Origin of the sequence: Actinomadura miaoliensis (assembly GCF_039536785.1) — a bacterium.
Classification (GTDB): Bacteria; Actinomycetota; Actinomycetes; order Streptosporangiales; family Streptosporangiaceae; genus Spirillospora; species Spirillospora miaoliensis.
In genome coordinates this window covers 1-25,142 of record NZ_BAAAZG010000034.1, presented here as the reverse complement: position 1 = coordinate 25,142, position 25,142 = coordinate 1, and the positions used below count along the sequence as shown (strand labels likewise).

At 72.0% G+C, this 25,142-nt stretch carries 23 protein-coding genes and 1 riboswitch; of the genes, 11 read left to right on the top strand and 12 right to left on the bottom strand.

What is annotated here, in order from left to right; genetic code table 11:
• Nucleotides 1–118: 118 nt before the first annotated feature.
• A complete protein-coding gene (locus tag ABD811_RS23170) occupies nt 119–352 on the top strand; it encodes a Tn3 family transposase (protein WP_344951378.1) in 234 nt (77 codons plus the stop codon).
• On the opposite strand, the gene ABD811_RS23165 is transcribed toward ABD811_RS23170, so the two are convergent.
• Nucleotides 341–811, bottom strand: a complete 471-nt coding sequence (locus ABD811_RS23165; RefSeq protein WP_425549449.1) for a YkvA family protein — start codon at nt 809–811, stop codon at nt 341–343. The two genes, ABD811_RS23170 and ABD811_RS23165, sit on opposite strands and share 12 nt — an antisense overlap.
• An 11-nt stretch (nt 812–822) precedes the next feature.
• Complete coding sequence (locus ABD811_RS23160) at nt 823–1,347, bottom strand: MarR family winged helix-turn-helix transcriptional regulator (protein ID WP_344951375.1); 525 nt, start codon at nt 1,345–1,347, stop codon at nt 823–825.
• A gap of 59 nt (nt 1,348–1,406) precedes the next feature.
• Here ABD811_RS23160 and ABD811_RS23155 point away from each other — a divergent pair, with 59 nt between their 5' ends.
• The 3 genes from ABD811_RS23155 to ABD811_RS23145 all read left to right on the top strand — a co-directional run bounded on the left by ABD811_RS23155 (nt 1,407) and on the right by ABD811_RS23145 (nt 3,973).
• The gene (locus ABD811_RS23155) at nt 1,407–2,702 is read left to right on the top strand and encodes an amidohydrolase family protein (RefSeq protein ID WP_344951372.1); all 1,296 of its coding nucleotides are present in this window, start codon (nt 1,407–1,409) and stop codon (nt 2,700–2,702) included.
• Nucleotides 2,703–2,768: 66 nt separating this feature from the next.
• A complete protein-coding gene (locus ABD811_RS23150; RefSeq protein ID WP_344951414.1) occupies nt 2,769–3,560 on the top strand; it encodes a Mut7-C RNAse domain-containing protein in 792 nt (263 codons plus the stop codon).
• Nucleotides 3,561–3,589: 29 nt separating this feature from the next.
• Complete coding sequence (locus tag ABD811_RS23145) at nt 3,590–3,973, top strand: (deoxy)nucleoside triphosphate pyrophosphohydrolase (protein ID WP_344951411.1); 384 nt, start codon at nt 3,590–3,592, stop codon at nt 3,971–3,973.
• A gap of 54 nt (nt 3,974–4,027) precedes the next feature.
• On the opposite strand, the gene ABD811_RS23140 is transcribed toward ABD811_RS23145, so the two are convergent.
• Nucleotides 4,028–5,002 (bottom strand): C40 family peptidase, encoded by a 975-nt coding sequence (locus tag ABD811_RS23140; RefSeq protein WP_344951369.1) that lies wholly within the window; start codon nt 5,000–5,002, stop codon nt 4,028–4,030.
• Between the two features lie 40 nt (nt 5,003–5,042).
• Nucleotides 5,043–5,227, bottom strand: a riboswitch (cyclic di-AMP (ydaO/yuaA leader).
• A 195-nt stretch (nt 5,228–5,422) separates the two neighbouring features.
• Here ABD811_RS23140 and typA point away from each other — a divergent pair.
• Nucleotides 5,423–7,276: a translational GTPase TypA gene (typA, locus tag ABD811_RS23135; RefSeq protein ID WP_344951367.1), complete on the top strand. Its 1,854-nt coding sequence runs from the start codon at nt 5,423–5,425 to the stop codon at nt 7,274–7,276.
• Nucleotides 7,277–8,351: 1,075 nt separating this feature from the next.
• On the opposite strand, the gene ABD811_RS23130 is transcribed toward typA, so the two are convergent.
• The 6 genes from ABD811_RS23130 to ABD811_RS23105 form a co-directional block, all read right to left on the bottom strand.
• Complete coding sequence (locus ABD811_RS23130) at nt 8,352–9,548, bottom strand: FHA domain-containing protein (RefSeq protein ID WP_344951364.1); 1,197 nt, start codon at nt 9,546–9,548, stop codon at nt 8,352–8,354.
• A complete protein-coding gene (locus ABD811_RS23125; RefSeq protein WP_344951361.1) occupies nt 9,536–10,273 on the bottom strand; it encodes a 4Fe-4S single cluster domain-containing protein in 738 nt (245 codons plus the stop codon). Before ABD811_RS23125 ends, ABD811_RS23130 begins: the two co-directional genes overlap by 13 nt.
• Complete coding sequence (locus ABD811_RS23120) at nt 10,270–12,171, bottom strand: AAA family ATPase (protein WP_344951358.1); 1,902 nt, start codon at nt 12,169–12,171, stop codon at nt 10,270–10,272. Before ABD811_RS23120 ends, ABD811_RS23125 begins: the two co-directional genes overlap by 4 nt.
• A gap of 94 nt (nt 12,172–12,265) precedes the next feature.
• Nucleotides 12,266–13,414 (bottom strand): response regulator receiver protein, encoded by a 1,149-nt coding sequence (locus ABD811_RS23115; RefSeq protein ID WP_344951355.1) that lies wholly within the window; start codon nt 13,412–13,414, stop codon nt 12,266–12,268.
• 67 nt (nt 13,415–13,481) lie between these two features.
• Nucleotides 13,482–15,725 carry a protein kinase domain-containing protein gene (locus tag ABD811_RS23110; protein ID WP_344951352.1) on the bottom strand — a complete coding sequence of 748 codons (2,244 nt, stop codon included), beginning with the start codon at nt 15,723–15,725 and terminating at the stop codon, nt 13,482–13,484.
• A 202-nt stretch (nt 15,726–15,927) separates the two neighbouring features.
• Nucleotides 15,928–16,395 carry a DUF4282 domain-containing protein gene (locus ABD811_RS23105; protein ID WP_344951349.1) on the bottom strand — a complete coding sequence of 156 codons (468 nt, stop codon included), beginning with the start codon at nt 16,393–16,395 and terminating at the stop codon, nt 15,928–15,930.
• 354 nt (nt 16,396–16,749) lie between these two features.
• Here ABD811_RS23105 and ABD811_RS23100 point away from each other — a divergent pair, with 354 nt between their 5' ends.
• Nucleotides 16,750–17,433 carry a hypothetical protein gene (locus ABD811_RS23100; RefSeq protein WP_344951346.1) on the top strand — a complete coding sequence of 228 codons (684 nt, stop codon included), beginning with the start codon at nt 16,750–16,752 and terminating at the stop codon, nt 17,431–17,433.
• Between the two features lie 122 nt (nt 17,434–17,555).
• On the opposite strand, the gene ABD811_RS23095 is transcribed toward ABD811_RS23100, so the two are convergent.
• Together ABD811_RS23095 and ABD811_RS23090 are read right to left on the bottom strand one after the other, a co-directional pair.
• Nucleotides 17,556–18,227, bottom strand: coding sequence for a hypothetical protein (locus ABD811_RS23095; protein WP_344951343.1), 672 nt, complete (start codon nt 18,225–18,227; stop codon nt 17,556–17,558).
• A 13-nt stretch (nt 18,228–18,240) separates the two neighbouring features.
• Nucleotides 18,241–18,774 (bottom strand): hypothetical protein, encoded by a 534-nt coding sequence (locus tag ABD811_RS23090; protein ID WP_344951340.1) that lies wholly within the window; start codon nt 18,772–18,774, stop codon nt 18,241–18,243.
• Here ABD811_RS23090 and ABD811_RS23085 point away from each other — a divergent pair.
• The 4 genes from ABD811_RS23085 to ABD811_RS23070 all read left to right on the top strand — a co-directional run bounded on the left by ABD811_RS23085 (nt 18,755) and on the right by ABD811_RS23070 (nt 22,080).
• Nucleotides 18,755–19,171, top strand: a complete 417-nt coding sequence (locus ABD811_RS23085; protein ID WP_344951337.1) for an RNase A-like domain-containing protein — start codon at nt 18,755–18,757, stop codon at nt 19,169–19,171. The genes ABD811_RS23090 and ABD811_RS23085 overlap by 20 nt on opposite strands.
• A gap of 44 nt (nt 19,172–19,215) precedes the next feature.
• Nucleotides 19,216–19,869 carry a hypothetical protein gene (locus tag ABD811_RS23080; RefSeq protein WP_344951334.1) on the top strand — a complete coding sequence of 218 codons (654 nt, stop codon included), beginning with the start codon at nt 19,216–19,218 and terminating at the stop codon, nt 19,867–19,869.
• A gap of 141 nt (nt 19,870–20,010) precedes the next feature.
• Nucleotides 20,011–21,651: a polymorphic toxin-type HINT domain-containing protein gene (locus ABD811_RS23075; RefSeq protein ID WP_344951331.1), complete on the top strand. Its 1,641-nt coding sequence runs from the start codon at nt 20,011–20,013 to the stop codon at nt 21,649–21,651.
• A gap of 39 nt (nt 21,652–21,690) precedes the next feature.
• Nucleotides 21,691–22,080 carry a hypothetical protein gene (locus tag ABD811_RS23070; RefSeq protein ID WP_344951329.1) on the top strand — a complete coding sequence of 130 codons (390 nt, stop codon included), beginning with the start codon at nt 21,691–21,693 and terminating at the stop codon, nt 22,078–22,080.
• A 135-nt stretch (nt 22,081–22,215) separates the two neighbouring features.
• Here ABD811_RS23070 and ABD811_RS23065 read toward each other — a convergent pair whose 3' ends face one another.
• Complete coding sequence (locus ABD811_RS23065; protein WP_344951326.1) at nt 22,216–23,097, bottom strand: SCO4651 family lipoprotein; 882 nt, start codon at nt 23,095–23,097, stop codon at nt 22,216–22,218.
• Nucleotides 23,098–24,167: 1,070 nt separating this feature from the next.
• Here ABD811_RS23065 and ABD811_RS23060 point away from each other — a divergent pair.
• Nucleotides 24,168–25,142, top strand: a 975-nt coding sequence (locus ABD811_RS23060; protein WP_344951323.1) for a hypothetical protein, incomplete at its 3' end; no start/stop codon positions are given.

Here is a 25,142-nt window from a genome sequence, read left to right as displayed (position 1 = left end):
GGCTGGCCGTGCCTGTTGTCCGCCGGTGGCCCTGTCGACTGATCGTCCAGGCTGATCCCGTCGGCTTGCTGCGCCGGGTGGCGCCCCATGGCACGGTGGGCGCCTACGCCTGATCCGGATGCTGTCGTGCGAGGGCCGCCCCACCGGCCTGGGCGACGCCTTCGCCCACTACAGCCGCATCTACCAGACCCTGCACCTGCTGCAGTTCCTGGCCGACGCCGGCTACCGCCGCATGATCGGCACCCAGCTCAACGTCCAGGAGGCCAGGCACCGGCCGGCCCGCCGGATCGCGTTCGGCGACCGCTTGTCGGGTGATCGCGTCGGAGTGGCCTGGGCGGTGTCAGGAGGGTGAGGGCTGGTCGGGGCGCGATTCCGGGAGGTGGGCGTTCTCCGAAGGCGGCGGCTCGGTGGACGTGGCCTGTGCCGGGCGGCCCAGGAGGCGTTCCAGAAGGTGAGTCTCGCCTGGCCAGGCGGCCAGAATGACCTCACGGGGGATCTGGCGTGCGGCGTAGCGCAGGGCCAGGGCGACCACGACGATGTCGTCGAGCGGGCCGATGACCGGCAGGAACTCGGGGATCAGGTCGATGGGGCTGGCCACCCACAGGGCGGCGAACACCACGGCGGCCTTGGCGCGGCGCGGGACGCGGGGGTCGCGGCGCAGACGGCGGGCCGCGGTGACGCAGTCGGGCAGGAACGCGACCAGGTCGCGGAGCAGGCCGGGCGGCAGGCGGCGGGCCAGCAGGACGAGCACGCCCCACGAAGCGACGACGACCGCCACGGTGATCGCGAGCCCGATGAGCCACCCGCGCATCGTCCTTCCCCTCAGCGGTACCGGCGGCGGCCGACGACGGCGGTGATCTCGCGAAGGGCGTCGGCGGCGCGGTGGAGGGCCTCCTCCGGCACGCCCGCCATGGCCTCCCCGTGGGAGCGGATCACGGCGTTGAGGGCGGTCTCGGCGATGTCCAGGCCGTCGGGGGTGAGCTGAACCCAGCGGCTGCGCGCGTCACCGGGGTTGGGTTCGCGTTCCACGTAGCCGGCCTTGGTGAGGCGTTGCAGCACGTTGCTGGTTCCGCCGGAGGTGAGGTACAGGGAGCGGGCCAGTTCACTGGGGCGGAGCCGGTACGGCTCGCCCACGCGGCGCAGGGCCGCCAGCACGTCGAACTCGGCGTAGGTGAGACCGATCTCGACCAGCTCGGCGCGCGCGGCGTGCTCGAACATCTGGTTCAGGCGTGCCACCCGCTTGCTGAGCATGGTCAGCGTGATCACCGACGGGGGCAGGCCGTCGCGCTCCCAGGCGGCGGCCATGGCGTCCACCTCGTCGCGCACACGATCGTCGGCAGCTCCCACGAGTCGAGGATACCCGTCAGTGTATTGCTTTCTGAAAAGCTTCTTTCTAAGCTTTCTTCATGAACAACCTCTTGGTCCGGAACGGACTGGTGATCGACACCGAGCCGCAGCCCACCGTCGTGGGGACCGCGGACGTGCTGGTGGAAGGCGGACGGGTGGCGGGCGTCGGGCCGGGCCTGCCCGCGCCGGCGGACGCCCAGGTGATCGACGCGACCGGCATGATCGTGTTGCCGGGTTTCGTGGACAGTCACCGGCACACCTGGCAGCCCGCGATCCGCGCGATCCTGCCCGACGCCACGCTGGGCGACTACCTGGAGCGGATCCTCGGCAGGTACGCGCCCCGCCACCGGCCCGAGGACGTGTACACGGGCGTGCTCGCCGGGGCGCTGGAGTGCCTGGACGCGGGGATCACCACCCTCGTCGACTGGTCGAACATCCAGTTCACGCCCGAGCACACCGACGCCAACGTCGCTGCGTTGCGCGCGTCCGGCATCCGTGCGGTGTTCGGCTACTGCTACGGCGGCGACGGCGGCTTCGACGGGATGGCCGCCGAGGGCCGCCGCGTCCGCACCCAGCACTTCGACGACTCCGGCCCCGGCCTGCTCACCATGGCGATCGCCGCGCTGGGGCCGGATCTCGGCGGGGCCGAAAGGGCGCTGCACGAGTGGCGGCTGGCCCGCGACCTCGACCTGCCCGTCACCGTGCACATGGGCGGCCTCGACACGGAGGCCGCCGCGCGCGGCCTGGCGTTCCTGCGGGAGAACGCCCTGCTGGACCACCCCGCGACGCACGTGCACGGCACCTACTACACCGACGAGCACTTCAAGGTCATCGCCGGCGGCGGCGGGACGGTCTCGGTGGCGCCGACGAGCGAGGCGGCGCTCGGCATGGGCTACCCGCCGACCGGGCGGGCCCGCGCCGCCGGCGTCCCCACCTCCCTCAGCGCCGACACGGTCACCAGCGGACCGGGCGACATGTTCAGCCTGATGCGGGCGGCCTACCTGCTGGAACGCGCGCGTCCCGGCGGTGCGGGCATGGGCTTCACCACGCGCGACGCGCTGCGCACGGCCACGATCGAGGGGGCCGAGGCGGTGGGGCTCGCCGACGTCACCGGCTCGCTGCGTCCCGGTAAGCAGGCCGACATCGTCCTGCTGCGCACGGACCTGCTCGGCACGGCCATGGCGGGCAACGACCCGATCGCCGCGGTGGTGCTGTCGGGCGACACCCGGTGCGTCGACACGGTGATCGTCGGGGGACGGGTGGTGAAGCGGGACGGGCGCCTGCTGCACCACGACGTCGCCGGCCTGCTGGAATCGCTGGCTGCCTCGGCCCGTCACGTGATCGCCGCCGATTAATCAGGTGGGGGCGGCGGGTTCGCGTGGCATGCTGGCCGCGTGGAGCCAGAGACACCCGAGATCCGGATGCACGTCGACCCCGAGCTGCTGCTGTTCCTGCCCGCCGCGCGCAGGCGGGAGGAACAGACGGTGGCCTGCGACGGGACCTCGACGCTGGGGCACATCGTGGAGGCCCTCGGCGTTCCGCTGCCCGAGGTCGGTGCGCTGACAGCCGACGGCGCGCGGGTCGAACCGTCGCACCAGCCGTCGCCGGGCGAGCGGGTGGAGGTGGCGTCGGTGCCGCGTCCCCAGCCGGTGCCGCTGGAGCCCGGCCAGGACGCGCCGCGGTTCCTGCTGGACGTGCACCTGGGCACCCTGGCGCGGCGGATGCGGCTGCTCGGCCTGGACACCGCCTACCACAACGACATGGACGACCCGGCCCTGGTCGTGCAGGCCAACGAGGAGCGGCGGGTGCTGCTGACCCAGGACCGCGGCCTGCTGCGCCGCCGGGCCCTGTGGTTCGGCGCGTACGTGCGCGGCGCCCGCCCCGACGACCAGCTGCGCGACCTGCTCGACCGGTTCGCGCCGGCGCTGTCGCCGTGGACGCGCTGCACCGCCTGCAACGGGCGGCTGGTCCCGGTTGGCAAAGAAGAGGTCGCGCGCGAGCTGGCGGACGGGACGCGGCGCAGTTACGACGTGTACGGTCGGTGCACCGAGTGCGGCCAGGTCTACTGGCGCGGGGCGCACGGCGGGCACCTGGAGAAGATCGTCCGGGAGGCCGCGCGCACGGTCGCGGCGGCCCGCGCCGCTGGCCCGGCCTCCTCGCCCGGCGCGCCGGGACCGGGGACGGGCGGCGCCGTCGACAGCGCCGCGTCCTGAGAGAGGGGCTGGTCACGATCAACGTGGTGGTGGGCGCGGCGATCATCGCCGCCGGACGGCTGCTGGCCGCCCAGCGCGGCGAGCCCCCGGAGCTGGCCGGGGGCTGGGAGTTTCCCGGCGGCAAGGTCGACCCGGGCGAGTCGGACCGGGACGCCCTGGTCCGCGAGTGCCACGAGGAGCTGGGCGTCAAGATCGCGCTCGGTGACCGGATCGGCGGCGACTGGCCGCTCGCGCTCGGCGCGGGAAGCGTCCTGCGGGTGTGGACGGCGGAGCTGGTCGAGGGCCGGCCGCAGCCGCTGGAGCACCTGGCGCTGCGCTGGCTGGCCCCCGACGAGCTGTACGACGTGGCGTGGCTGCCCGGCGACCTGCCGATCGTCGAGGCGATCCGCCCCTACCTGAACGGCTCGGCCTGAACCCGCCCCGGGCCGACCGGACGGCCTGACCGGCCCGGCGCGGTCCGGGCGGGGTCAGGAGATGCGGTTGGCGCCCGCGTAGTCGGAGCGGTCCGACAGCTTGGAGATCTTGACGACGTCGCCGGTCTGCGGGGCGTGCAGGTACTTGCCGTCGCTCAGGTAGATCCCCATGTGGTGCAGGTCGCCGCCGAAGTAGACCAGGTCGCCCGAGCGCAGTTCGCTGCGGTCGACCTTGCGTCCCAGCTCGTAGAGGGCGCCGGTGTAGTGCGGCAGGCCCTTCTTGCCGACCTGCGCGTACGCCCACACCACCAGGCCCGAGCAGTCGAAGCTCTTCGGGCCGGCCGCGGCCCACACGTACGGGCTGCCGAGCTTGGAGTAGGCCTTGCGCGCCATCTTCGCGGGCAGTCCGGAGCCCTTGATGGTGGCGGACAGGCCCGTCCGGGGGTCCTTGGCCTTGGTCGTGGTGAGCTTGTCGAGCTGCTTCTCGACCTCCTCGACCTTGGCCTTGGCGGCGTTGCGGGCGGTCTCCACCTGCGCGGCGGCGCGCTGCACCTGCGCCGTCTTGGCGACGGCCTCGCGCTGCGCCAGGTTGGCCCGGTTGATCTGCGTCTGCAGGCGTCCGAGCGTGGCGGTCTGGTTCTGCACCAGGTACGCCGACGCGGACAGGGTCTTGGCGTCGCCGGTCGAGAAGAACAGCGCGTCCGGACCGCCGCTGATGTAGTTGGCGGCGGCGAGTTTGCCGAGCTCAGCGCGGGCGGGGGCGGCCTGGTCCTGCAGAGCGGCGGCGGCCCGGGCGGCGTCGCGTTCGGCGCGCCGGGCCTTGTCCAGCTCGACGCGCGTCTTGTTGTACCGCTCGGTGAGCCGCTCGGCCTCGGTGTTCAGCGCGTCCAGCCGCTCACGCAGCTCGCTCTCGCTGGGACGGCCGGGATCGGCCAGGCGCGGCGCGGCGGCCGGGGCGGTCGCGGCGGCGGGCGCGACGGCCCAGCCCAGGGCGACCGAGGCCGCGGCGGCCGCTGTGATGGTGGACACGGCGACACGCCGTGAACGGTGACCGGGGGGCAAGGGCGTGCACTCCTCTCCTCGTCCGCCTACCGGGTTAGCTGACGGGTTCGGGCGGGGAGTTCGCCCTACGACATGGGCGCGCGTCACTGCTGACGGTGCGACCTGCGTCGATTCACCCCGAGTCCCGGGGGCGGCGGCGCCCCGGGATGTGGTTCCCCGGCTCCCCGTGGGGGGATTCGGCGGTCCGGCCGCAGCCCGCGCAGTGGTCCGGCGGGCTCGGGACGGCCGGGTCCGGAGAGAGTACAAAGAAACCGTAAATCACGGCAACCGGGGCATATGGGACGAATTCAGCGGGCGGTTCGCTGGGGCGGTACGGACCGGCAAGTAGAATCGGGACGGCCGCGGCTCCGCGGCGACTCCCTGATCCTCCACCAGAGCGAGAATCGCATGCCCATCTCCACCCGCGACGACCTTCGGAACGTCGCGATCGTCGCCCACGTCGACCACGGCAAGACGACGCTGGTCGACGCCATGCTGTGGCAGTCCGGGGCGTTCCGCGCGAACCAGGACGTCAACGAGCGCGTGATGGACTCCGACGCCCTGGAACGGGAGAAGGGCATCACGATCCTGGCCAAGAACACCGCCGTCCGGCACGGCGGGCTCACCATCAACATCATCGACACGCCCGGCCACGCCGACTTCGGCGGCGAGGTCGAGCGCGGCCTGTCCATGGTCGACGGGGTGGTGCTGCTGGTCGACGCCAGCGAGGGCCCGCTGCCGCAGACCCGGTTCGTGCTGCGCAAGGCCCTGGAGGCCCGGCTGCCGGTCATCCTGGTGATCAACAAGACCGACCGGCCGGACGCCCGGATCTCCGAGGTCGTCGACGAGACCTACGAGCTGTTCATGGACCTCGGCGCCGACGACGACCAGATCGAGTTCCCGATCGTCTACGCCTCCGGCCGCGCGGGCCGGGCGTCCCTGGAGGCCCCCGGCAACGGCGAGCTGCCCGGCTCGCCCGACCTGGAGCCGCTCTTCCAGGTGATCAAGGACACCGTCCCGGCGCCGTCCTACGACCCCGACACCCCGCTGCAGGCGCACGTCACCAACCTGGACGCCTCCAGCTACCTCGGCCGCATCGCGCTGTGCCGGGTGCACGCCGGCACCATCAAGAAGGGCCAGCAGGTCGCCTGGTGCCGTCGCGACGGCAGCGTCGAGCGGGTGCGCATCAGCGAGCTGCTGATGACCGAGGCGCTGGAGCGCAAGCCCGCCGACGAGGCCGGGCCCGGCGACATCATCGCCATCGCCGGCATTCCCGACATCATGATCGGTGAGACCATCGCCGACCCGGACGACCCGCGTCCGATGCCGCTGATCACCGTGGACGAGCCCGCGATCTCCATGACGATCGGCACCAACACCGGACCGCTGGCCGGCCGGGAGAAGGGCACCAAGGTCACCGCCCGGCTCGTCAAGGACCGCCTGGACCGCGAGCTGGTCGGCAACGTGTCCATCCGGGTGCTGCCCACCGACCGTCCCGACGCCTGGGAGGTGCAGGGCCGCGGCGAGCTGGCCCTGGCCATCCTGGTGGAGAACATGCGGCGCGAGGGCTACGAGCTGACCGTCGGCAAGCCCCAGGTCGTCGCCAAAGAGATCGACGGCAAGAAGCACGAGCCCGTCGAGCGGCTCACCATCGACATCCCCGAGGAGCACCTGGGCGCCGTCACCCAGCTGCTGGCCGTCCGCAAGGGCCGCATGGAGCAGATGACCAACCACGGCACCGGCTGGATCCGGCTGGAGTTCCTGGTCCCGGCGCGCGGCCTGATCGGTTTCCGCACCGAGTTCCTCACCGAGACGCGCGGCACCGGCATGGCCCACCACGTCTTCGAGGGCTACGAGCCGTGGTTCGGCGAGCTGCGCACCCGCCCCACCGGCTCGCTGGTCGCCGACCGCACCGGCGCCGCCACCGCCTACGCCCTCATCAACCTGCAGGAACGCGGCACCTTCTTCGTCGGCCCGGGCACCGAGGTCTACGAGGGCATGATCGTCGGCGAGAACTCCCGCGCCGACGACATGGACGTCAACATCTGCAAGGAGAAGCAGAAGACCAACATCCGCTCGTCCACCGCCGAGACGACGGAGACGCTGACGCCCCCGCGTCCGCTGAGCCTGGAACAGGCCCTGGAGTTCATCCGCGAGGACGAGTGCGTCGAGGTCACCCCGTCCGCCGTGCGCCTGCGCAAGGTCGTCCTGGACGCCAAGGAACGCGAACGCATCCGCGCCCGCACCAAGCGCTCCAACTGACCGCGGCTACGACAACACGCCGATGACCAGCCCTGCGAGGACGTAGGGCAGACTCCCGCGGCGATTCCCGCGAAGACCGCCAAAGTACCGGCACGCCTTCGCGGGATCGCCGCCGCCCCGAGAAGCCCGCCGCCCCCGATGACCAGCCCGCGCCCGCCTGCCATCGCCGAGATCGAGTCTGGTCGGCGCCTTGCCCTCGACCTGGCTCCGGAGCGCAATCCTCGTCGTCATCCAATTCCAACCGACGGCGGCACACGGACACACCTCGACCCCGGCGTCGCTACCTGCCGACGTCAGACCGACCCCAACGAACCCGGGCACCCGCGGCAAGCACGGCACCGGAATGGGGACTCCCCACGACGTCAGCTTGAACGACACGAGTCCAGCAGCCGAATGTGATCTGGATTACACGGAGTTGCCGAAGTCCGGCGAGTGCGAACAGTCTCTGTTGGCTTTCGACACAAGGTCGTCATGCCAACCCTCGAGTGAAAGGCACTCAAATGCGCGTGACAGCTCAGGCGATCCGTCGGACCGCGCCTCTTCTCGCCGTCCTGTCCCAGGCGGATGACGGAGATGGTAACTGGATCTGCCAGCACTGCGGGGCCAACAACCCCCGCAGCAACAGCACGTGCCAGCAATGCGGCAAGTGATGATCTAGCACAGCGCCGGCGGCGTTTCCCCGGCGGCGCCTAATCGGCTCCGGCGTCCGTCGCTATGCGACGGCGTCGGAGCCTCCTTTTGTGCCAGTCGTTCGTCATTCGTGTGGCTCGTTTCGACGAGCGTCAGCCAGCGCCAGTACCGCCGCTACAAGCACGGCGAGCCGCGGTATGGATGCCGACGATCTCAAAGGCTTGTTGCAGGCCGCTGACAGTCACTCGCCAGGCCCGCCAACGCGGCATGGTGATGCGCGTACAAGGACGTCTTCCACGACTCGTTCGCCGAATCCGGCGCGGGGCCGAGGAGATCCACGGCTTCGATCTGTCAACGATCCCGGGTCTTCTTCGGGACTCCGGCCTACGCGACGGTGGTCGAGCGAGGAGGAGCGGCGCCTCCGGAGAGGGCCGCCCCCGTCGCGTTACTTGAGCTGGACGGTGCCGGTTACGTCGGCGGCCAAGCGGAGTTGGTCGCCGTCGCGGAGGGGGGCCTCCACGCCGCGCGGCAGGCGTTCGCCGTTGACGAAGGTGCCGTTGGTGGAGCCCTCGTCGCGCACCCAGGCGGTGCCCGACGGGTCCAGCCAGACCGTCGAGTGGCGCCGTGACACGTTGTCGAACTGGGTGAAGGTGGAGGCGACGGGGGACTGGCCCGCGTCGCGTCCCAGCACCAGGTGCTGGCCCACCGACACCTTGATCTCGCCGCTGGGGAACTGGACGCGCAGCACCGGCGTGCCCTGGGACGGCAGCGGCCGCAGGCAGGATTCGCACTGTGCCGCGCCCGGGTTGGTCAGCACCGCCTCGCAGTAGGGGCACATGAACGCGGTGGAGTCCGGGCGGGCCTGGGCCTGCTGCTGGTGCTGCTGCGCCTCGGGCGGCAGCAGCGTCGCCTCGCGGCCGTAGGTCGGCGGCATCGGGGCGCGCGGGTCCGGCTGGTGCGACGGCGGGGCGTACTGGTGCTCCGCCGGGGCGTGCGGCTGCGGGCCCGGACCGTGCTGCTGGTGGTGGTGCGGGTCGTGCCCGGGCGGCGCCTGCTGCTGAGGCGGCCCCCACTGCTGGTCGGGCATCTGCGGCGCGGGCTGCCCCCAGGCGTTGTCGGGCATCTGCTGGCCGCCGCTCAGGCCGCCCTGCTGCTGGTGGCCCGGAGGCTGGTGCTGCTGGTGCTGGGGCGCGTGCTGCTGGGCCGGGGCGGGCGGCTGCACGGGCGGGTTCCACGCCTCCGGCCGCTGCTGGGCCCACGGGTCCTGGGGAGCGGCCGGGGACTGGTGCTGCGGCGCCTGGTGCTGCGGCGCCTGCTGGTAGGGCGACGGCGCCTGGTGCTGCGGGTGACCGCCCGCGGGCTGGTACTGGCCGGGGTCGTACTGGCCCGGGTCCTGCTGCTGGTACGGCGGGTCCTGCTGCTGGTACGGCGGGACCTGGTGCTGGGGCTGCCCGGGCGCCTGCTGCTCGTACGGCGGCTGATGGGGGTACTGCGGAGAACCCTGCTGCTGGGGCGGCGGCGGGTAGCCGGCACCCGGACGACGCGCACCGCCGCTGCGGGCCAGGTTGGCACCGCAGCTCATGCAGACCAGATCGCCCTGCTGGTAGGGCTCGTCACAGACAGGACAGTTCAAGGTCGCCATGACACTTCCCCCGCACGTACGCCGGCACGTTCGAGCCTCGTTGTGAGGTGCTCCATGTCACCCCTCCGCGGGATCCCGATGTAGAACACCCGCCTTCCCTCCGGCCCCTCGTCCACGGACACCTGAACTCGGGGCGCTGCGTCGCGACCGGTCTGCTCGGAGCCGTCGGCCAGAGCCCCGTACCGCTCGTGCCCCAGCGGGGACAGCGGGACGATGCGCTGGTTGGACGACCCCCTCCAGAGTAGAGAGCCGTCCGGGGAGTGTCGCCCCCCCGGATTGAGCCGGTCGACGTACGGCCCGGTGATGACCGCGTCGCACAACCCAAGGATCTCGCTCGTCCGCGCCGAACGCAAAAGCCGAGAGTAGACATATCCGCTGTAGACGAGTATGTCCAACGGAATCGTCTCATGTCCGGAGGTGTCCTGCCACGCGCGGATGCCCCGGAGCAGCGCGGCCAGCGCCTCGGGCTGCTGGAACGGCTCACCACCGGAGATGGTGACGCCGTCCAGCGGACCCGGCAGCGACTCCAGCCAGCCCAGCACCGCCGCGACCGGCACGGCCTTGCCCGGGTCGGCCTCCCACGTGTCGCGCGACAGGCAGCCCGGGCAGTGCAGCGTGCACCCCTGCGTCCAGATGCCCGCGCGCACGCCCGGCCCCAGCGTGGTGACAGGATAGTGCGCCTTGGCCAGCAGCAGCGTCTGCGTGTTCGAGGACGGCCCGGTCACTGCAGGTCCAGGTGGACGATGCTGCCCTCGCGGCGGACGCCGGTCACGGTGATGCGCTCGTCGGGGGTGAGTTCCCGGTCGAACAGGGCGCGGGCCAGCGGGTTGACGAAGAAGGACTCCAGCTTCATGCCGATACCGCGGCCGCCGTGGTCCAGGTCGCCCGTGCACCACTCGCGCAGCGTCTCCAGGGCGTCGCCCTTGACCGCCAGCACCAGCCGGTGCTCCTCGGTGACGCGGCGGCAGATGTTGGCGAACTGCAGGTCGAAGATCTTGTTGGCGGCCTCGGGGCCGATGAAGTCGAACACCACGATGTTGTCGCCGAACCGGTTGAGCAGCTCGGGCCGGTTCAGCACCTCGGTGAAGTGGTCGGCGACGGCGGCCTTGATGCGCCGCTCCACCTCGTCGTAGGTCATGCCGGGTGTGATGTTGCGCACGCGGACGGGCGCGCCGTCCGGTCCGGCCTCCGGACCGCGCACGAACATGCCCAGGTTGGAGGTGAAGATGAGGATCGACTCGGAGAAGTGGACGGTGTTGCCGCGTCCGTCGGTCAGCCGGCCGTCCTCCAGGATCTGCAGGAACTTGTCCAGGATCCGCGGGTGCGCCTTCTCGATCTCGTCGAACAGGATCACCCGGAACGGGTCCTCGCGCACCGCGTTGGTCAGCTCACCGCCCGCCTCGTGGCCGACGTACCCGGGCGGCGAGCCGATCAGCCGGTCGCCCGAGCCCTCCCCGGAGAACTCGCTCATGTCGAAGCGCAGGTAGGCCGACTCGTCCCCGAACACCAGCTCGGTGATGGCCTTGGCCAGCTCGGTCTTGCCGGTGCCGGTCGGACCGGCGAAGAACAGCACCCCGCGCGGGCGGCTGCCCGACCGGGTGGCCTGCGCGCCCGACAGGCCCAGCACGGCGCGCTTGAGGATGTCCAGGGTCTTGGTGACGGCCTGCGGCTGCCCGATCACCCGCTCGGGGACGCGGCGCTCGCCGTCCAGCACCCGGCGGCGCAGGTGGCCGCGGTTCCACGGGTTGTCCAGCACGCCCAGCTTGTAGGTGCGCACCGCGTCGGGCAGGTCGGCCAGCTGGACGTTGCGCTCCTTGGCCAGCCGGGTCACCTCGATCATCGACTGCAGGGTCAGCCCGTCGGCCTGCTCGGCGAACGCGTCGCACGCCTCGGCGGCGGCCTGGTCGGCGTCCACGTCGCTGATCCCGAACGCGCGGGCCAGCAGCCGCGCCGTCTCCTGCCGGTCGCCCAGATGCGGCCGCGGGATGGTGATCTCGCGGATGTTCTCGTTGTCGGCGGTCAGCCACGGCGGCAGGTCGCCGGGCCGCTCCACCAGCCAGATGACGGGGTTGTAGAGCGGCTTGGGCCGGGCGCCCACCACCCGCACCGGCCGGGCGGTGCGCGACAGCTTGGCGCAGAACCGGAAGAAGTCGCGTTCGGCGGGCTCCAGGTCGGTGGGGCTGCGGGCGATCCGGGACGCCGAGTCGATCAGCACGGCGGCGCGGACGTTGTCCGACGGCCGGGCCACCGCCGCCAGATGCTTGGTCAGCCCCTCCAGGGACGGCTTCTGCTCGCCCTTCAGCTTGCCCAGCAGCCGCTCGGCCGCCTCCGCCGCCTCGTCGCCGGCCTCGTCCTCGGTGTCGGGGTGCACCTGCAGGCCGTCCACCGGGTCGTACACCACCAGGCAGGAGTAGCCGCTGGAGTGCAGCGACTCCCACAGCAGGTCGCGCAGCGGCAGCAGCCGGCCCGCCCCGGCGGCGTCCAGCGGAGGGGCCAGGAAGCTGTCGTAGAGATTTCCCGACAGGACGTACTGGGAGTGCACGGACAGGGTCGCGTCCAGCTCGCGGATGAACGGCGGCCAGCCGGGCAGCCGCCCGCCGAGGGTGGGTGATTCAGTGGTCATTCCTCGCTCCGCTCGCGGCCCGCGGTGGCCGCGTCCTGGTCGTTCGCGTCCCTTTCAAGCACGTCCCATTGTTCCGCGTCCCCCGCTCCGGGGTTCATCCGCGTTCCCGGCGGCGTTCGCGCGGGGCGGCCGTACGGGCCCCGGTCTGCCGCGCCCGGTCGGTGACGGGCAGTTCCTTCACCCCCGGCTCCAGCCGCCAGGTGACCTCGGAACGCACACCCGCGTCGGCCAGCCGTGCGCGCGCGGCCTCGAACGCCTCGCACCACTCCCGTTCCCGTTCGACGTCGAGCCTGCGGTCGTCCTCGCTCTCGGCGGGACGGGTGCGGACCATGGCCGCGCGGATCTGCGCCGCGTCGTCCATGCGCATGCGCACGCCGTGGTCGGGCCACGACCCGCGGGTCAGGACGACCTCGCCGCCGGCGGCGGTCAGCGTCTCGAACCCGGCCTGGACCTCGTAGCCCAGGTCCTGGAACGCCGAGGTGATCGAGTCCAGCACGTAGCGCCGCTCGGCCTCGGCCTGCTCGGCGGCCTCGCGTTCGGCGGCGCGCCGCCGTTCCTCCTCGCGCCGCTGCCGCGTGCGGGCGTTGGCCGCCTGCACCCGCAGCCGCACCTCGGTCAGCACCCCCTCGGCCTCCTCCTCGCCGGACGCGCCGGGCAGCAGCGCGGCCGCCTCGGCGACCGCGCGCCGGTCCTCGGCCGAGACGTCCGGCAGCAGGCGGCCCACCACCCGCTCAAGGCGCTGCCGAACGGCCTCGGCCTGCGCCGGTCGCGTCTCCCCCTGCGTTGGACGCTCGCCGCTGGGGCCCAGTTCGGTGCGCAGTGACGTCGCGGCGCGCGGGAAGATCTGCGCGCCGATCTCGGAGGCCAGGTGGTGCGACAGGCGTGCCTCGGCCTCGTCCAGGGCGGTGTCGGCCGCGGCGCACCACGCGTCGAGTTCGGCGATATCCTGCTCGTCCGGCTGGAGGGGCTGGGGGAGCGCCACGTCGGCTTTCAGGCGCTCCCTCGTCTCGGCCAGAGCGGCGATGCGCGCGTTGCGTTCGAGCACCTTGCGCAGTGCGCGCTCGTACGCCTCGACTGCGGCCAGGGCCGCCGCCCGCTCCTCCGCCTTTCCCGCGGCGAGCGCCGCCAGCGCCTCGGCGCCGCGTCCGGCCACGCCCGCGGCACGGCCCAGCGCCCGGTTCATTCCCAGGGTCAGGACCACTGCCGCGTCCAACGCGATGTCGGCCTCGACACCACTGCTCATGATGCTCCTCCAGGGCCGTGCTGGGTCGCCCCCGCCGTCGTGCGTCGGGGGCCGTGGATGTGGGGCGTCACGCCAGCGCCCTCCGCTCGTCCTCCGCGTGCCGCTGCCGCCACCGGTGCAGCCGTACGCCCGCGGCCACCGCGTGCGCGGCCGGGCCGGCGACGAGCAGCAGCAGCCACAGCAGGCTCGCCACCGGTGTGAGCGCGGCCAGGAGCAGGAGGATCAGCAGGAGCGGGACGGTCCCGGCGAGCAGCAGCAGCCCGCAGCCGCGTCCGCCCGTACGGCGCGCCGCGCCCGACACCGTCTGCGACGCCTTCGACAGGCCGCGGCCGCTGGCCCCGAGCACCCGTGACAGCCAGGACCAGGGGCCATAGGGCAGGTAGTCGCGTCCCTGGGCGCGGGCGAGCAGAACCTCGCTGCCGCACTGCATGCCCCACGCGAGCACGGACAACACCGCCAGCGCCCCGAACGGCACGCCGGAACCGGGCAGGAAGGTGTAGACCGACTGGACATCGGGGTCCTCCCCGCCGAAGAGCGCACCGACGATCCAGCTGCCCAGCAGCCAGAAAGCGAGCAGGGGCAGGGACCAGCCCACGGCTCGTGCCACGGCGCTGTTGCGTCCGGCCAGGCGCCGGCGTTCGCGTTCGGCCCAACGCTCGCGCAACGCTTGGGCTCGCTGCTCGGCCGCTCTGACGTCACGGGACCGAGCTTCCAGTTCGAGGACGGCCTCGGGGGAGGTGCGGGCCACGGCGAGCAGCCGAAGCGGATCGTCCCCCGCGCCGTCGGCGAGCCACTCCAGCCACGGCACCGGCTCGTGCAGACCTGCGCGCGCGCGGGCGGCGGCATCGCTCAACATCTGACGTGTCTGTCCGGGCTGGACGGCCAGCGCCAGCAACGTGAGCAGCACCACGGGCGGGTCGTCGGCCGGGGCGGGCGGACCGGCCACACGCGTGTCGGACGTCGTCCCCGCATCCGGCAAGCGCGCCTTGGCCCCGGCCGGTAGCGCGTTCTGGGTGCGCAGCCACCGCGCCAGGTCGTTCCACGCGGACACGTGCGCGCGCCATTGCTCGTCGACGCGCGCCAAGTCGTGCGCGCCTTCGAAGCCCGCCAGGACGGGCAACAGCCGGTGCTCCCACAGGTTCCGGCCCAGCAGGCAGGCGGTGCGGTGGTCGGGGTGCGTCGCGTCACCGGCCAACACCGCGAGCCCCGCCAGGTCGTCGGCGGTGACGCGCCGCCCCAGATAGTGCGGGGGCAGCGACGGGTCGAGCCAGCGCACCAGGTGCAGCAGCTTCACGTCGGGCGGCTGCCTGGACGACAACGGCCCGTCGACCAGTTCGATACGGCTGTCGTCCGGCAGGCCCGACAGCCACTCGCGCAGGACGCGGAACGCCTCCTGGCCGCCGCCGAAGAAGTAACGCGCGGCCTCGTCCCACCGCTCGACCAGCGCGCGGGCGAACTCGCCGCGGTCGGTGAAACGGCGCCCGGCGAACGGCACGCCCGGCCCGGGCTCAGGGACGGGCCGCGCCGGCTCGGCGACCGGCGGCGACGCCCCGTCCAGCCACTGCGCCACCTGTTCGGCGCCCCACCGCCGCCGCGGGTCGCGGGTGAGCAGCCCTCGGCACAGCAGCCGCAGCCGGGGCTCGGCCACGTCGTCCGCCGTGACCGGACGTGTCGCCAGATGGTCGATCACGGCGGTCTCGCTCAGCCCCGCGAACGGCGGCCGTCCCGTCGCCAGCTCGCGCAGGATCATGCCGAGCGACCACCAGTCCCGCGCCGGGGACACCTGCCCCGACAGCGACTCGGGCGCCGCGTACGCCAGCGTGCGCGACGCCGAGGCGAACACCACGCTCTGCTCGATGACCCGGCTCAGCCCGAAGTCGGTGATCGCCACCCGCACCGGATCGGTGCCGGTCACCAGCACGTTCTCCGGTTTGAGGTCGCGGTGCACGATGCCCGCCCGGTGCAGCGCGGCCAGCCCGTCGGCGAGCTGGGCGGCCACCGCGGCGACCGTGCCCGGCGGCAGCGGGCCGTCCGCCAGCGCGCGCAGGTTCCCGGCGGGCGCGTACTCGGTGATCTCGTAGTCGCGTCCCTCGGCGTGCCCGGTCTCCAGGACCCGCACCACGTGCGGCGAGTCCAGCGCGGGCAGTTTCGCCCACACGTCGCGGTCGGCGTTGAAGCCGCGGCGGAACACCTTCACCACGTACTGGACGCCCCGCGCGTCCCGCACCAGCAGCAGGTCGGACTCGGCGCCCTGCACGGGCAGCTCGGCCACCGTCTCGAACCGTTCGGCCAGCACGGCCGGCAGCCGCATCAGCGGATCGCCGGCCGCCGTTCCGTCCCGCCGGGTCTCCCCGGGCCGCGGCCCCGGCACGTGCGCCTCGCGCCGTGTGACACCGGGGTCCCGCCGTGTCTCGCGTGGGGGAGCGTCCTCGCCGCCACCCTGAGGCTCGAAGTCGGCCACCTGCACTGCCCCGTCTATGTCGCGTGACTCCTGGGGAGCCTAACCCGGCCGTTCAGATCTTGTCCTTGATGACCCGCAGATGCTCGACGCCCTTGAAGCGCACCACCACCGCCTCCATGAAGATGCGCACCAGGACGGCCTCGAAGATCCAGATGACGGGGGCGCACAGCATGATCAGCAGCCCCAGCAGCCAGCCGTTGCGCAGCTGGAAGACCCACACGCCGAGGACCAGCACGATCAGCGCGGACAGGGTCACCAGCAGGAGTGCCAGCACGTAGCACAGCTTGATGAGCTTGGGCGTCACCAGATGGTCGAAGTTCGCGTCGAACAGCGCGCCGAGCAGCCCCTTGTTCTCGGGGACGCCGCCCATCTCGCCCTGCCGCCCGAACGCCGTCTGCCCCGCGCCGGGCGTGCCGGGCCCGGCGCCGTACGCCGGCTGCGGCTGGGGCGGCTGCATGTACGGACCGCCCGGCGGCCCGGGAGGACGCTGGTACTGGCCGGGATCGGAAGGGTTCGTCATCGCCGTCGACTCCTGGATCGTCCACCAAGGCTCCGCCTACAGGAAGACTCTAGGCCGAGCGGAGCGAGTCTCCGAGACACCGAACCGCCCCTTCCGCGTCTCGTCGCCGTCTCCGCACCGCACCGGGCTCCTCGCCCCTATAAGAAGAAAGGGCTCGACCGTCCCCGCGGCCTTCCTGGTATCGTCCGGGCGCCAACCCCCGACCGGCCCGTGTCTCCGAGACACCGAACCGCGCCGCCGCCGACTTGCCCGCGGCCCCCGCACCGGACCTGGCCGGTCAGAAAGAACCTGACTCCTTCGTGACCTTCCTGCTATGGTCCGGGCGCAACCCCCGACCGGACACGGAGCGCCCTCATGAGCCGTCTCACCGCGTTCGCCGCGGGCGTGATCGGCACGCTCGTCACGCTGACCCTCGCCGCCTGCGGCGACGACTCCGGCGGCGGCGATGGCCGGGCGAGCGCGACGCCCTCCGCCGCGTCCTCGACCGCGTCCGCCGCGGCGCCGTCGCCCAGCGCCGCCCGGCCGGGCGGCGGCACCCGCATCGGCGGCCCGAAGACCGGCGTCACCCTGACCCTGCCCTCGGGCTGGCGGCAGGTCGACCCCACCAAGGACTCCTCGCCGGTCGTGCGGACGTCCTTCGGCTTCGACGACGAGATGGGCGAACTGGTCCGGCAGCTGACCACCCAGCAGATCGAGCAGGGCGTCGTCTTCGCCATCGACGGCTCGGCGGCCTCCGGGTTCGCGCCGCACCTGTCGGCCGGCTGCGACCGGGGCGGCGCGGTGGGCGCGTCGCTGGAACAGCTCAAGGCCAAGCAAAAGGCCCTCGAACCCACGTCCCGCATCACCGACGTCACCGTGGGCGGCAAGCCCGCCTTCCGGGCCGCCTACGACTCGACGAAGAAGTCCGGCCCCGTCAGCGGGCTGACGGTCCGCGTCCCACTGTCGGCCGACCGCTTCTGCTACGTCGACATCGAATCCCGCCAGGGCGCCATGCCGCCCGAAGCCGACCGGATCGCCGCCTCCCTCACCCTGGCATGACCCGCGCCGTCCGTGCCCCTTTGCCGGGGGCAGGGGGTCATGCGCGCGGTGCCGACCGTCGGGCCGGATCGGATGACCCGACGGTGAGAGCGGCGCGGCCCCGCGCCCCGGGGATCCGGTGGTCAGTTACTTGCCCTGGAGACGCCGACGGCGCTCAGCAGACCCTGATCGAATTCGAGGCGCACGCGCCGTCCGTCGATCCAGAACTCGGCGGCGCGGTCGTCGGGCCAGGTGGCGGACAGGGATTCCACGCCCGCGTCCCGTAGGGCGGCCAGGGCCTCGGGCCGGGGGACAGGGGTCAGGCGGGGCGCGGTCGATGCGGGCATCAGGCCGGGCCAGCGGACGCCGGTCGGCGGGAAGCGGACCGAGACTCCCACCAGCGTGTCGGCCTCGAAGGTCAGTGACACGTCACCGGCCTCTACGACGCCGATCGGTGCCGGATCCGGTGGGACGCCGACGACGGTCAGGGCGTCGGCGCGGTGCATGCCCAGTGCCAGCCCGGACAGTTCGCCCTTCGCCGCCAGATCGACCAGGGCCTGCAGGGGCCCCGGCTGCTGCGTGCCCTCCGCCCTTTCGATCACCTTCCACGGGTCGGGCTCGGCGGGGAGGAAGTCGGACAGGTAGAAGAAGTCGGCCACCGAACGGTCGGCGCCCGCGCGCCAGACCGCGTCGCATTCCTCGCACAGCCAGAACTGCTCGCCGGTGGCGCGCACCCGGTAGCGGCGAATGATGTCCTGCCCGCAGTCGGGGCAGACCTCGACGCCGTCCCTCGGTTCCCGGTCCGTTGGCTTCATCGTCCCCTCGCGCCTACAGGTGGCCGGTCTTCTGCGGGAAGGCGGTGACCACCTCGTTGCCGTTCTGTACGACTATACGAATGTACTTCTCCCCTTGCGTTCCCACGGTCCGACCCATGGGGACGATGTACACCTGCCGGTTGCCCTGCTGGATGGGGGTGACGTTGTACCGCTTGGACCATGCCTCATCGACGTAGTCGAGAACGCCCTTGTCGTGCTTGAACACCGAGTGCAGGGGCTTGTTGGGGTTCTCCCGCCCGTGTTCGAGCACGTGAAGGATCCGGTGCCCCTCGTTCGACCCCTCGCCATAGACCAAGCCGCTGGGCGACCGGTACCGGTTGCCGGGGCCGGGCAGCTTGCTGAGGGCGATGCACGCGGGCGCCTCGTTGTGCACCAGCACCGCCGCGCCCCCGGCCCGGGCGTAGAACGTGTGCAGGTCCGCGACCGTGATGTCGTAGACCAGCGGGTGGCCGGGGACGTGCGCGGTGCGCAGCACCCGCAGCATCTCGCCGCCGGGGGCGCGCAGCGTGGACCCGCCGACCCGCACGGGACGGCCCGACCCGCTGCGCCTCGGGCACACCCTGCGCGACCACGTCGACGCCACCGACGACGAGCTGCTGCGGCACGCGCGCGCACCCAACAACCCCTCCGGCCGGGCGAGCCGGTGGGCCGACCGTTCGACCGCCGAACAGGTCATCGACTACGCGCTGGCCGAGGCCCGCAACCAGCGGCGCATCCAGAACTGGTTGCGGCAGGGCCGCGGCGGCAACCCGCGGCTGTCCCTGTCCGGGCAGTTCGGGCCGCGGGGCAGCTCGCCGCTCGGGGAGGTCATGTACGCCGACGGGCGTAAGGTGGCGTCCGGCAACAGGTACACGATCGTGCTGGAACGCGCGCCCGGGCACAGTCCCGGCTACTACGTCTACACGGCCTATCCCGAGCCGTGACCCGCCTCGGCGGCGGTTCGCAGACGACGAACGAGGGCGGTGACGTGGAGGACAGGTCCGACGACTTCGGGCTGACCCGCCTCGCGGCGGGAGAGTTCGTCCCCGGCTGGTGGGACCGCCACGCCTCGGCGGACGCGCTGCTGCGGGACGTCGCGCGGCGCACGCCGCCCGAGGTCCTGGAACAGTACGTCCACGACGCGTCGTCGCTGGTGGCGTCCCCGCTCACGGGCGCGCAGCTGGCGGCGCTGTGGACGTCGGCCACCGGCGGGCACCACGCGCCGTCGGTCGAGGGCCGGGACGGACGGCAGTGGTTCGCGCGGATGGCCGAGATCCTGGCCCCCGCCGTGCCGGACGCGGCGGTGTTCGACGCCGACGCGGCCAGGGACCTGCGGCCCGAGGCGGTGTCGGGCGTGGTCGCCGTCGTCCGCACGTTGTCGGTGCGCCGGGACCTCGGGGCGGCACCCGTCGACGAACGGCACCTGCGCCGGGCGCTCGTGGAGCTGGCGGAGGGCGGCTTCCCCGAACTGGCACTGCGCTTCTTCCTGAGCCTCGCCATGGAACATCTGAGCCCCGTCCCGCGGTCGCTGTATGCGGAGATCAAGCGCGTGGGCGCCGCGTTCGGCTACGGCCCGTTCATCGTGGAGCGCCTCGAAGACGTCATCGACATCGGCGCCGAGGAGGAGACCTCCGGCGGGTGAACCCGCGGGAGCCCGGCCGTTCGCATTCCGCGCCCGTGCGGTGATCTCGGGTTCGGTTTGGGCCCAGGGGCTCATGCGCGGCGGGAGCTTGTCTGCTTGCCTTTGTCTGTTGCGCTGCGGCGTTGGATGCGGGGACATGGCATGCTGCAACGATTCGGCGACTCGGGCGAGGGCGCGCTCTCGTACGTCGCGATCGCCCTTCTGGTGGGTGCGATCGCCGCCGCGGTGACGGTGGTGGCGATCCCCGACTCGGTCATCGCGAACATCAGGGCCGGCGTGTGCGAGATCACCCGCGGCGGCGACTGCGATCCGAGCGGCGGTGACGGACGAGGGGGCGATGTCGGCCCGTCGCCGTCTGCAGAGCCGTCCACGTCGGGATCGTCCCCCTCGGCCGCCCCCTCGGTCTCCCCTGCGGGCACGACCACGCCGGAGCAGCAGGAGTACGAGGCGGCCCAGAACGCCCTGAGCCGAGCCGAGAACGAGCTCGGACCGCTCGAACAGGAATGGGCGAACTTCAACCTGCTCGCCGAGATCGGCAAGCTCGGTCTCGACTTCCTGGCCGGGGACATCATCAACTGCGTCAAGAAGCCCAACTTCGGCGACTGCATCTGGGCCCTGATCGGCATCGTCCCGTGGGGGAAGATCGGGAAGTTCCTCAAGTCGATTCCCAAGATCGCCAAGCTGATCGACCGGTTCCTCGACCTGAAACGCCGGCTGGACAAGGCCCGTAAGGCCCGTAAGGATGCCAGGTCCCGCCTGGACAGGGCATTGGAGGCATGTCAGCGCAAGAAGCCCGGCAACAGCTTCCTACCGGGGACACCGGTACTGATGGCCGATGGCACGCGAAGACCGATCGAACGGGTCCGGGTCGGCGATCTGGTGTGGGCGAACGACCCATTGACCGGCCGCGGCGGCCCACGACGGGTCACCGCCCGCATCGTCGGCACCGGGGCGAAGGACCTGGTGGACGTCACCGTTGATCTCGACGGGGTGCTGGGCGGCCCGACCGCACACGTCACCGCGACCGCGAACCACCCGTTCTGGGTGGTCGGCGCCGACGACTGGATCGACGCGGGTGACCTCGTCTTCGGGGACGCCCTCGGCGCCCGGAGCGGGCGAGCGATGGTCATCGACTTCCGACACCGCCACCGCGACCTGACGGTTTACAACCTCACCGTCGAGGATCTCCACACCTACTTCGTCGCGGCAGGCCCCCGGCACCTCCTCGTCCACAACGACCCCACGCCCGGCCCTGGGGGCTGTGGGGTCGACCCGAACGACCCGATCGAGAAGAAGATCCGTGAAGCCGGGTACACGGATCCGCTGCCGTCGGGAGTGCGTCGTCACGGCAGGGGCATCATCGACGAGTCGGAGAAGGGCTTCGACGACGACGAGCGGAAGATCGCCGAGAAGCTTGCCGAGGAGGGCAAGATCGTCAAGGCCAAGGAGGAGAGGGCACAGCGCGGGGAGACCGGACGGACCGGGGACTCGGAGGTCGACGGGGTGCCGACCGAGTTCAAGACGCTCCGAGGCGACAAGAAGAATCCGACTCCGAACCACAACACGGTCAAGCGGACCCTCGACAGCGCCACCGGCCAGGCGCAGCACTCCGTCCTCAACGCGCAGGGCTCCGGCATGTCGCGCGACCAGGCGATGAAGGGGATCAGACGATACCTCGGCCAGCCGCATGCCAACCAGAAAAGCATCCGGGTGTTCGGCGACGGCTGGGAGATCAACTGTGCCCCGTCTCCTGAGCATGGCGGACAGATGTGGTGCACATGATGACCTGGCGTGTCGGCGGATGTCGGTGGAGGGGGAGTCATGTCGCGACATGCTTTTGTGTTCGTCGGCGGGGCGGACGCCACGCTTGAGGACCTGGCGGCGGTGGGCGCCAAGGCCCTGGGCGGCTCCTTCGCTCCGGACGCCGACGGGACGCTCGTACTGGTGACCTGCGGTGGTGCGGTGGCGGTGAACCTGAGCCGGCACGGTTTCAGGGACGATCCCGAGGCCGACGACGACTTCCCGTGCTATGAGGCGCATCCCTACTGGTTCGAGGTGCGCGACCTGGACAAGAATTACGCGCGGCAGATGGAGGTCGCACGGAGCGTCTTCGACGCCGTCGTGCGCGCAGGTCGGTGGCGGGCGTTCCTGACCGACGACCTTCAGACGTTGGAGGCCGTCTACACGCCGGAGCGCGGGCTGACGGAATGATGAACGCCCGGTGGCCGGCCGTCCCGAACGGGGGACAGGTGGCCGTTTCGGTGACGGCCGACGATGTCGGGACGCGCCATCCCCTGCGCCTCTGGCGCGCGTGAGGCGTCGGGGATCGCTCGTGCCGCCGAGGTCTCAGGAGCCGATGGTGTGGACCTGGGCGGCGGGCGGGGCCTGGATGCTGACCGGTTCGCCCCACTGCCGGTACCGGACGTCCTGCGTCGCGCCGAGGCCGCGCTCGGTCCTGATGTCGACCCGGAAGCGGCGCGGCAGGCCCTTGTCGTCCACCCACAGCGTCCAGGGCACCTCGTCGCCGCCGAGCTGGGCGATGGCCTTGTAGGCGGTGTCGGTCTTGGCGAGCTCGGCGGTCGGCGTCCGGCCCGAGTAGCGGCGGGTGCGCACCCCGTCCACGGTCTCCGTCACGGCGGCCTTGTCGAACCGTCCGGCGCGCACCACCTGCAACCCGCTGTCGACGGATATCTGCGCCAGGCCGGTGTCGACCGAGTCCAGGATCCCGGTGAGGATCTTGGCGAACGGCCCCAGTTCGGGGTTGCGCAGGTCCTGGCGGGACAGCCGCACCCACGGCTTGCCCGGCGCCTGCTCCTGGCCGTCGACGCGGGTGTAGACGATGCCGCCGGTCACCACGGCCTCGGTGGTGGAGGGGTCGGCGGGGTCCTGGTCGACGATCGTCATCTGCGCCTGCGGCGGCCGGGCGCCGATCCGCACCTGCGCGCTGATCTTCTCCTGCTGCCGCGCCCCGCCGCCCTCCTCGCCGCTGGAGACCACGTCGGTGCGGACCGTCCCGGCCGTGCGCACCTGGCGGGCGATGGTGTCGATGAGCGGTCCCGGCTGGTCGGGCAGGGCGACCGGACGCAGCGAGGCGGCCGGGACCGGGGCGGGCAGCGCGGCCTGGCTCGCCCGGGAGCCGCCGTTCTTCTTCGGCTCCTCCCCGCCCGAGCACGCCGCCGCCATGCCGACGACAGCACTGACGGCGAGGGCGGTCGTGAGGAGCCTCATGGCGAGAAGCCTAGGAGGCGGTGTCGCCTTACGACACGTTCAACCGATTTTTGGGGCCGGATTTGGGTCCTCGGGCCTGCGTGCCGCGCCGGCCGCGCCGGCCGGGTGTGACGCTCGGACGTCGCTGCCAGGGGACGGCGTGCTCGGTGGACCGCCGCCGGGGACCACGGCCCGCCCCTGTGACCGCCCCCCGCCTGAGCATCCGCTGGGCGGCGGAATTTGCTTGAAAAGTGAATGACGGTCGGGAAGTCGACGGTGAAGAGGCAATTCATCGCGGCGGCTCGTCATTGCGTGGTGTCGATCACTCGACGGCGAAGCGGCCGGTGGCCGGTTGTGGAAGTCGAGCCGGCCCTCCGGCGGTGCGGAGCATGCTGGTCTTGGGCCGGGGACACGTGCGGGAAGGCGGACCCGGCGGGGTGCCCCGTCGTATGCCTTACGGCTTCTTCCGCGTTGACGGTGGCCCCGGGGGTAAGGCCGCCGTTCCGAAAGTTCTCTTCAGCGTTACAAACTTACTCTTGAGATCGTCTTCGGTCAGCCGCTAACGTCGTCTGCGTTTTGCCGAAGGGAGGGCCCGCATCCGTGGCTTGACGGGGGACATGGGAGACAGGTGACCGTGCGTGAGGTCCGGCGGGGCCGACGGGATCCGGCCGTGAACGGCGTCCGGCGGCGCACTGCTCCCGGTGTGCGCGGCGACGGGGGCGAACGAGGATTTCCTCTAGCGTCGAGCAGGAATGCTGTCAAGGGCCCTGGGGGCTAATGTTGGACCCAGTCGGCGACATCGGGGTGGAAGGTCTGGACGTGATCTCCAGAGGCGATCCCAGGAGATCCTGACACGGAGCCCCGGCATGCTCGACTCTCACCGCGAACCAGATCAGCGCAGCGTGCATCAGAGAGCGGTGAGCCGATGGTGTCGGCGGCGCCCCATCGCGGAGAAAGCGCCTTGAGTTGTTATCAACGTGCTGGTTACCGTCAACGGGATCCGCATAACAGAAGCCACGGTCAGCCGTCAATACGACGTCGGGTGGACGGAGGAGCGACGCAGTGAGGCTCGTGAACCATCTGGGGTCGCCATGACAGCGGTGGTGCTGCTCGGGGACGTTCCGAGCACCCAGGTCATCCAGGGAGTCAGCGCCGCTCGTCTGCCCGTGGCGGACACGCCCGAGGGCCTGCTGGCCTTCGTCGACCAGATGACGCATCTGCTGGGCCAGAGCGGCGCCGTCGTGGCCGTCTACTCGGCCACCGAACAGCCCGAGGTCGGCCGGATCCTGCGGATGGCGCGCGGGCTGCTGAGGACCGACCGCATCGCGGGCGTGCCCCTCGAGCTGCCCCCGCTGGCCCTGTCCCTGATCGCCGACCAGCTCGCCTTCGTCGCGCGGTACGTCAGGCCCGGCGTCGTCGCGAGCATCGCCACGCCGCTGACCCAGCGCATCGTCGCCGGCGCGTGGGTCAACAGCGTGGCCAAGTTGGAACGGGTCAAGACGGGGATCGGCCAGCACGTCACCTCGTATCTGCCCGGCAGCGGGTTCATGGTGACCGCCGCCCCCGCGCCGGGAGTGCACCGGGTGACCTCCTCCAAACCGGTCTCCGAGCTTCCCCACCGGCCGATCGACCCAGTCCTGCTGCTGGCCGCGCGGGGCAACGGCGACATGGACTGGCTGCGCGAGCGGCTGCAGCCCGCGCTGGGCGTGTCCCGCCTGCTGCTCGTCGAAGAGCAGCCCCGCAGCGCCGCGTACTGGGGCACCAAGAAGTACGTCGAGTTCGTCGCCTTCAGCGGCCATCCGCAGGAACTGCCCGGGCTGCTGCGCTCCCAGCCGTGCGTCCCGTGCCGATGGTGCGGCGAGATGGTGATGTTCGGCGCGTGCCCGTTCTGCGGCATGGTCAAGCCCGAGACCGCGGCCGAGGCGGGCCTGCCGCAGATGCCGCACCCGCCGCACCCGCCGGGCGGTGCTCCACCCGCACCGGCCCAGCCCGCACCGGCCCAGCCCGCACCGGCCCAGCCGGGTGCGGCGGCCCCCGGTGCGGCGCCGTTCGCCGCGGCGCCTCCC

What these genes read in the sequence shown, in the direction of transcription:
- ABD811_RS23170 (WP_344951378.1), top strand. Translation starts at nt 119, where the DNA reads ATGCTGTCGTGCGAGGGCCGCCCCACCGGCCTGGGCGACGCCTTCGCC.
- ABD811_RS23105 (WP_344951349.1), bottom strand. Translation starts at nt 16,395, where the DNA reads ATGACGAACCCTTCCGATCCCGGCCAGTACCAGCGTCCTCCCGGGCCG.
- typA (WP_344951367.1), top strand. Translation starts at nt 5,423, where the DNA reads ATGCCCATCTCCACCCGCGACGACCTTCGGAACGTCGCGATCGTCGCC.
- ABD811_RS23075 (WP_344951331.1), top strand. Translation starts at nt 20,011, where the DNA reads ATGCTGCAACGATTCGGCGACTCGGGCGAGGGCGCGCTCTCGTACGTC.
- ABD811_RS23150 (WP_344951414.1), top strand. Translation starts at nt 2,769, where the DNA reads ATGCACGTCGACCCCGAGCTGCTGCTGTTCCTGCCCGCCGCGCGCAGG.
- ABD811_RS23070 (WP_344951329.1), top strand. Translation starts at nt 21,691, where the DNA reads ATGTCGCGACATGCTTTTGTGTTCGTCGGCGGGGCGGACGCCACGCTT.
- ABD811_RS23120 (WP_344951358.1), bottom strand. Translation starts at nt 12,171, where the DNA reads ATGACCACTGAATCACCCACCCTCGGCGGGCGGCTGCCCGGCTGGCCG.
- ABD811_RS23065 (WP_344951326.1), bottom strand. Translation starts at nt 23,097, where the DNA reads ATGAGGCTCCTCACGACCGCCCTCGCCGTCAGTGCTGTCGTCGGCATG.
- ABD811_RS23115 (WP_344951355.1), bottom strand. Translation starts at nt 13,414, where the DNA reads ATGAGCAGTGGTGTCGAGGCCGACATCGCGTTGGACGCGGCAGTGGTC.
- ABD811_RS23100 (WP_344951346.1), top strand. Translation starts at nt 16,750, where the DNA reads ATGAGCCGTCTCACCGCGTTCGCCGCGGGCGTGATCGGCACGCTCGTC.
- ABD811_RS23130 (WP_344951364.1), bottom strand. Translation starts at nt 9,548, where the DNA reads ATGGCGACCTTGAACTGTCCTGTCTGTGACGAGCCCTACCAGCAGGGC.
- ABD811_RS23165 (WP_425549449.1), bottom strand. Translation starts at nt 811, where the DNA reads ATGCGCGGGTGGCTCATCGGGCTCGCGATCACCGTGGCGGTCGTCGTC.
- ABD811_RS23110 (WP_344951352.1), bottom strand. Translation starts at nt 15,725, where the DNA reads ATGCGGCTGCCGGCCGTGCTGGCCGAACGGTTCGAGACGGTGGCCGAG.
- ABD811_RS23095 (WP_344951343.1), bottom strand. Translation starts at nt 18,227, where the DNA reads ATGAAGCCAACGGACCGGGAACCGAGGGACGGCGTCGAGGTCTGCCCC.
- ABD811_RS23155 (WP_344951372.1), top strand. Translation starts at nt 1,407, where the DNA reads ATGAACAACCTCTTGGTCCGGAACGGACTGGTGATCGACACCGAGCCG.